The 4,613-nt window shown below is 42.9% G+C and carries 4 protein-coding genes and 2 pseudogenes; 4 read left to right on the forward strand and 2 right to left on the reverse strand.

Annotated features, from left to right (window positions below):
- A pseudogene (locus B4K20_RS09430) lies at nt 1–440 on the reverse strand (methyl-accepting chemotaxis protein); the annotation flags it as partial.
- A gap of 272 nt (nt 441–712) precedes the next feature.
- Complete coding sequence (locus tag B4K20_RS09435; protein WP_286304701.1) at nt 713–1,180, reverse strand: peroxiredoxin; 468 nt, start codon at nt 1,178–1,180, stop codon at nt 713–715.
- Between the two features lie 119 nt (nt 1,181–1,299).
- Here B4K20_RS09435 and dapA point away from each other — a divergent pair, with 119 nt between their 5' ends.
- The 4 genes and pseudogenes from dapA to purC all read left to right on the forward strand — a co-directional run.
- Nucleotides 1,300–2,178 carry a 4-hydroxy-tetrahydrodipicolinate synthase gene (gene dapA / locus B4K20_RS09440; RefSeq protein ID WP_286304700.1) on the forward strand — a complete coding sequence of 293 codons (879 nt, stop codon included), beginning with the start codon at nt 1,300–1,302 and terminating at the stop codon, nt 2,176–2,178.
- A 24-nt stretch (nt 2,179–2,202) separates the two neighbouring features.
- Nucleotides 2,203–3,234 carry an outer membrane protein assembly factor BamC gene (bamC, locus tag B4K20_RS09445; protein WP_289282695.1) on the forward strand — a complete coding sequence of 344 codons (1,032 nt, stop codon included), beginning with the start codon at nt 2,203–2,205 and terminating at the stop codon, nt 3,232–3,234.
- The gene (locus B4K20_RS09450; RefSeq protein WP_286304698.1) at nt 3,234–4,001 is read left to right on the forward strand and encodes an MBL fold metallo-hydrolase; all 768 of its coding nucleotides are present in this window, start codon (nt 3,234–3,236) and stop codon (nt 3,999–4,001) included. Before bamC ends, B4K20_RS09450 begins: the two co-directional genes overlap by 1 nt.
- A gap of 10 nt (nt 4,002–4,011) precedes the next feature.
- Nucleotides 4,012–4,613 (forward strand): annotated as a pseudogene (gene purC, locus B4K20_RS09455) (phosphoribosylaminoimidazolesuccinocarboxamide synthase); the annotation flags it as partial.

Below are 4,613 nucleotides of genomic sequence, written 5' to 3' on the forward strand. Positions count from 1 at the left end.
GTTTCCCCATCGGTAATCAATGGATGATAGAACATGAGCGTGACTTCATCATGAAACTTCGAACTTGAAGGACCAATATCTAGCGTTAATTTATCGATGTAAGGTCCATGTAAAAACTGACTGCTAATACCTTGTTTTATTGCCTCAGAAGACAAGTCGGATTTGTTGATATGAGGTGAATAGGTTGATTGAGTGACCGTACCATGGATATCAATCGTGAATATTTCAGAGAAATCAGGCGCTGCATGGAGCCTATCCAGTAATAATGATGAGGGTAATTCTGGATAACATGCTGTCAACTGTTCTGCGAGAAAGGCCATTTGATTCCAATGATTGTCTGCCCATTGGTGGAGAATCTTGACGCGTGTTGCCGCAATTCCCTCAAATGTTTTTTCTACTTTTTGGCAGTTATGTCGATTAAGTCGGCATGACCAGGACATGGCCAGTTTCCCGGTCGGGCCGAACCAAGGTAACCACGTTTTTTCTTTGTGGCTTAGATTCATTGAAGTACTTCGTAATGGACTTATTGTTACCCCTAACAGTGTTATTCATTACTGCCAGAGCAAAAAACAGACCAATACGAATAGTATCTATTTTGGTATACCTACAAAGAGGTAGTAATAATAAAAAGCACGAATTAAGTGCGAACGAGCTATGAAAGCGATCCATTGTGGCGCTGTAGAGATATGGCCAAGTCCTCTGATGGATGAGTTTATAAGTTCGATATGGCGTCTTTAACCTCATCAAGGTGTTGTTTGACCTTTACATTGCGCCACTCTTGCTGAAGTACACCATTTTCATCAATGAGAAATGTACTTCTTACGATGCCCATGTGTTCTTTACCGTAGAGTTTTTTGAGCTTGATGACATCGAATAAGCGGCAAGCTTCCTCTTCAGAGTCTGATAATAAGTCGAATGGAAATGATTGTTTGGTTTTGAAGTTTTCATGCATACGAAGACTGTCGCGTGAAATACCAAAAATGATGGTGTTGTGCTCAGTGAAGAAGTCGATATTATCGCGGAAATTTTGACCCTCGAGTGTACAGCCGGGCGTATTATCTTTCGGATAAAAATAAATTAAGACGCGTTTGCCTTTCATGGCTGAAAGTTGGAAAGTTTTATCGCCTGTGCTTGGCAATGTAAAGTCTGGGACAGCTTCACCTACTTTAACTTGTGTCATCTTAGTCGTCCTGTTTGATTAGATTGAGAAAGAAAAGTACCTTACACAATTCAGTCGGATCTTGTCATCAACAGGCAGGCAAAGTACCATGCCTGTTATTTTTTCGGAGTCATTTAAATATGTTTAGCGGCAGTATGGTAGCTCTTGTCACACCCATGCAGGCAGATGGTGCCTTGGATGTTGACAGCCTGCGAAAGCTGGTCGAGTTTCATATCAGCCAGGGCACAGATGCCATTGTCGCTGTTGGTACGACCGGTGAATCTGCAACCTTGAGCGTAGAAGAACACTGTGACGTGATTCGTCTGGTGGTGGAACAAGTGAATGGGCGTATCCCCGTGATTGCCGGTACTGGTGCCAACTCGACTTCAGAAGCTATTGAACTGACTCAATCAGCAAAAGATCTTGGTGTTGATGCTGTTTTGCTTGTTGCGCCTTATTACAACAAACCGACTCAGCAGGGCATGTATCTCCATTTCAAAGCCATCGCTGAAGCAGTCAATATTCCACAAATCTTATATAACGTGCCAGGTCGCACTGCATCTGATTTGCTACCTGAAACGGTTGGAAGGTTATCAGAGCTTTCCAATATTATTGGCATCAAAGAAGCTACTGGCGATGTTTCTCGTGTTCAGCAAATTAAACAATTATCACGAGAAGGCTTTGCTCTTTACACTGGTGAAGATGCCAACACTGTCGATTTCATATTGGCAGGCGGTCAGGGGGTGATTTCTGTCACCGCAAATGTCGCGCCTAAACTCATGCATGAAATGTGTCAGGCTGCTTTAGCTGGGAATGAGACTTTGGCTCGCGACATTAATTCAAAATTAGTGGCTCTGCATCAATTCTTGTTTGTCGAGTCAAATCCCATACCCGTAAAATGGGCTTTGAACGAAATGAGACTTATTTCTAGTGGCATTCGTTTGCCAATGACGGTATTGTCTGAGAATTATCATCAATCTGTGCGTGATGCATTGAACACTGCCGGTGTTCTCAACTAAATTCAAGTGAGTGAACTGTATTAAATGAACGTAAAATTATTTAAACAAACATCGCTGGTTGTCATGATGACGACTGCTCTAACTGCTTGTGGTGCTTTCTCATCATTAGATGAAGTGGTTCCAGATAACACACAGAAATACCGTAAAGCTGAAACTATGCCACCTCTCGATGTGCCGCCCGATTTAAGCACTAGTCGAATTAAAGATGACATCTCTGGTAAGCAGACAAATACAGCGACATACTCTGAATTTGAAGAAGCGGCAACCAACCCATTAGCTGCAAAATACAACATTACGCCTGAATCCAAACCTGCATTATCAGGTGAAGGTGCAGACCGTCATCTTGTTGTGCCTGGTGACCGTGAAGTGACTTGGCAACGTATCATCGATTTTTGGGCGACTAAAGATTTAGGGATTGCACGTGCTGATGACCGTATTGGTCTGATGGATACCACAGCTGATGCAGATGGTTATGTTTACCGCATCCGAATGGAACGTGGTGATACCTCTAAGATGGCCAATATCTATTTAGGAAGTGCCGACAGTGAACAAGCTAATAACCAGAAAGATGAAGCGATGCTTCGTCAATTAGCTGATTATTTAGGCACGCTGTACCAGCAAGATATGGAGCAATTCAAACTGGCAACCCCAGCGCCACCACCTGAAGAAACAGCTCGTGTATTACTGATGGATGATAGTAATGGTCAGCAAAGTTTATTGATCGAGCAGGGTTTCTCAACCGTTTGGGGGCGTGTAGGACGTGTCCTTGATAGCAAAGGCTTCTCAGTTGAAGATCGTGATCGTAGCAAAGGTCAGTATTTTGTCCGCTACATTGATCCATTCAAGCAAGCCGAAGAAGATGATGAGGGCATGCTGGATAAACTGGCCTTCTGGCGTGATGATGTAGAGAAAAAACCAAACGAATACTACTACATTAAGTTGCTGTCAGATGCTGATCAAACACGTGTAATGGTATTAGACTCAAATGAAGTACGTACTTCTGATGACTCTGCCAAACGTTTGTTAGATCTGATTCAGGAACAACTTGCACCATAATGCGATTTGCTTCCCTTGGAAGTGGTAGTCGAGGTAATGCGACACTGGTAACAGCTGGAAAAACCACAGTCATGATTGACTGTGGTTTTTCTGCTCGTGAAGCTGAGAAACGTTTACGGAAACTGGGCGTCGATCCTTACCAGCTATCTGCTTTATTAGTTACACATGAGCATGCCGATCATATGGCTGGTATACGTGTGATGGCTCGAAAATTTCGTTTGCCTGTCTATACCACACCGGGTACGGCCGGTTGTTTGCCAGTTGATATCGCAGCGCATATTAAGACATTCAATTGCCATGAAACATTCAGCATTAATGATTTAGAAGTTGAACCATTTCCTGTGCCACATGATGCACGAGAGCCTAGCCAGTTTGTTTTTGGTAATGGTCAACACCGCTTAGGTTTGCTGACGGATGTCGGCTCCATCACACCGTTGATTGAGGAAACATTATCTGGCTGTAATGCCTTACTGTTAGAGGCCAATCACGATATGATGATGCTGGAGCAGGGGGAATATCCTGAACATCTTAAGCGGCGTGTTGGTGGCAGACTGGGACATTTAAATAACGTGCAATCCGCCTCATTACTTGAGAAAATTGACACCACAAACTTGCAGCATATTATGGCAATGCATATTTCAGAAAAAAACAATTGTCCATCGCTTGTTGTGCCGTTACTAGCTGACGCACTGGCTTGTGAACATGATTGGATTGGCATTGCAGACCAAGAGGCCGGTTTTGACTGGCGTGAAATAACTAACCGCTAAGAGATAGCTGATGCAAAAGAAACAAGAATTGTATTCTGGTAAAGCCAAAAGTGTTTTTGCTACAGATAATGAAGATTATGTCGTACTGAGCTTTCGTGATGATACGTCTGCATTTGATGGTGAAAAAGTCGAACAGTTAAATCGTAAAGGCATGGTCAATAACAAGTTTAATGCGTTCATCATGCAATATTTGGCTGATAAAGGCATTCCAACTCACTTCGAAGAGCTGTTGAACGATACGGAATCCTTGGTTAAAAACATGCAAATGGTGCCGGTTGAATGTGTGGTACGGAATGTGGCCTCTGGTAGCTTGGTTCGTCGCCTTGGCGTCGAAGATGGACTTGCGCTCAATCCTCCCGTGTTTGAATTTTTTCTTAAGAATGATGCGTTACATGATCCGATGATCAACGAGTATCACATCGAAACATTCGGCTGGGCTAAAGCTGAAGATATAAGCAAAATGAAAGAGTTAACGTTTAAAGTTAATGAACATTTACAGAAGCTATTTGCCGATGCCGGCATGATTTTAGTGGACTATAAACTAGAGTTTGGCTTGTTCAAAGGTCAGATCTTTTTAGGTGATGAGTTTAGTCCAGATGGCTGTCGTCTGTG

This window comes from Methylophaga sp. UBA5088 (assembly GCF_002414625.1).
In the GTDB taxonomy this organism is placed as follows: Bacteria; Pseudomonadota; Gammaproteobacteria; order Nitrosococcales; family Methylophagaceae; genus Methylophaga; species Methylophaga marina.

Coding starts and splice junctions, on each gene's coding strand:
- B4K20_RS09435 (WP_286304701.1), bottom strand. CDS start 1,180: ATGACACAAGTTAAAGTAGGTGAAGCTGTCCCAGACTTTACATTGCCA.
- dapA (WP_286304700.1), top strand. CDS start 1,300: ATGTTTAGCGGCAGTATGGTAGCTCTTGTCACACCCATGCAGGCAGAT.
- bamC (WP_289282695.1), top strand. CDS start 2,203: ATGAACGTAAAATTATTTAAACAAACATCGCTGGTTGTCATGATGACG.
- B4K20_RS09450 (WP_286304698.1), top strand. CDS start 3,234: ATGCGATTTGCTTCCCTTGGAAGTGGTAGTCGAGGTAATGCGACACTG.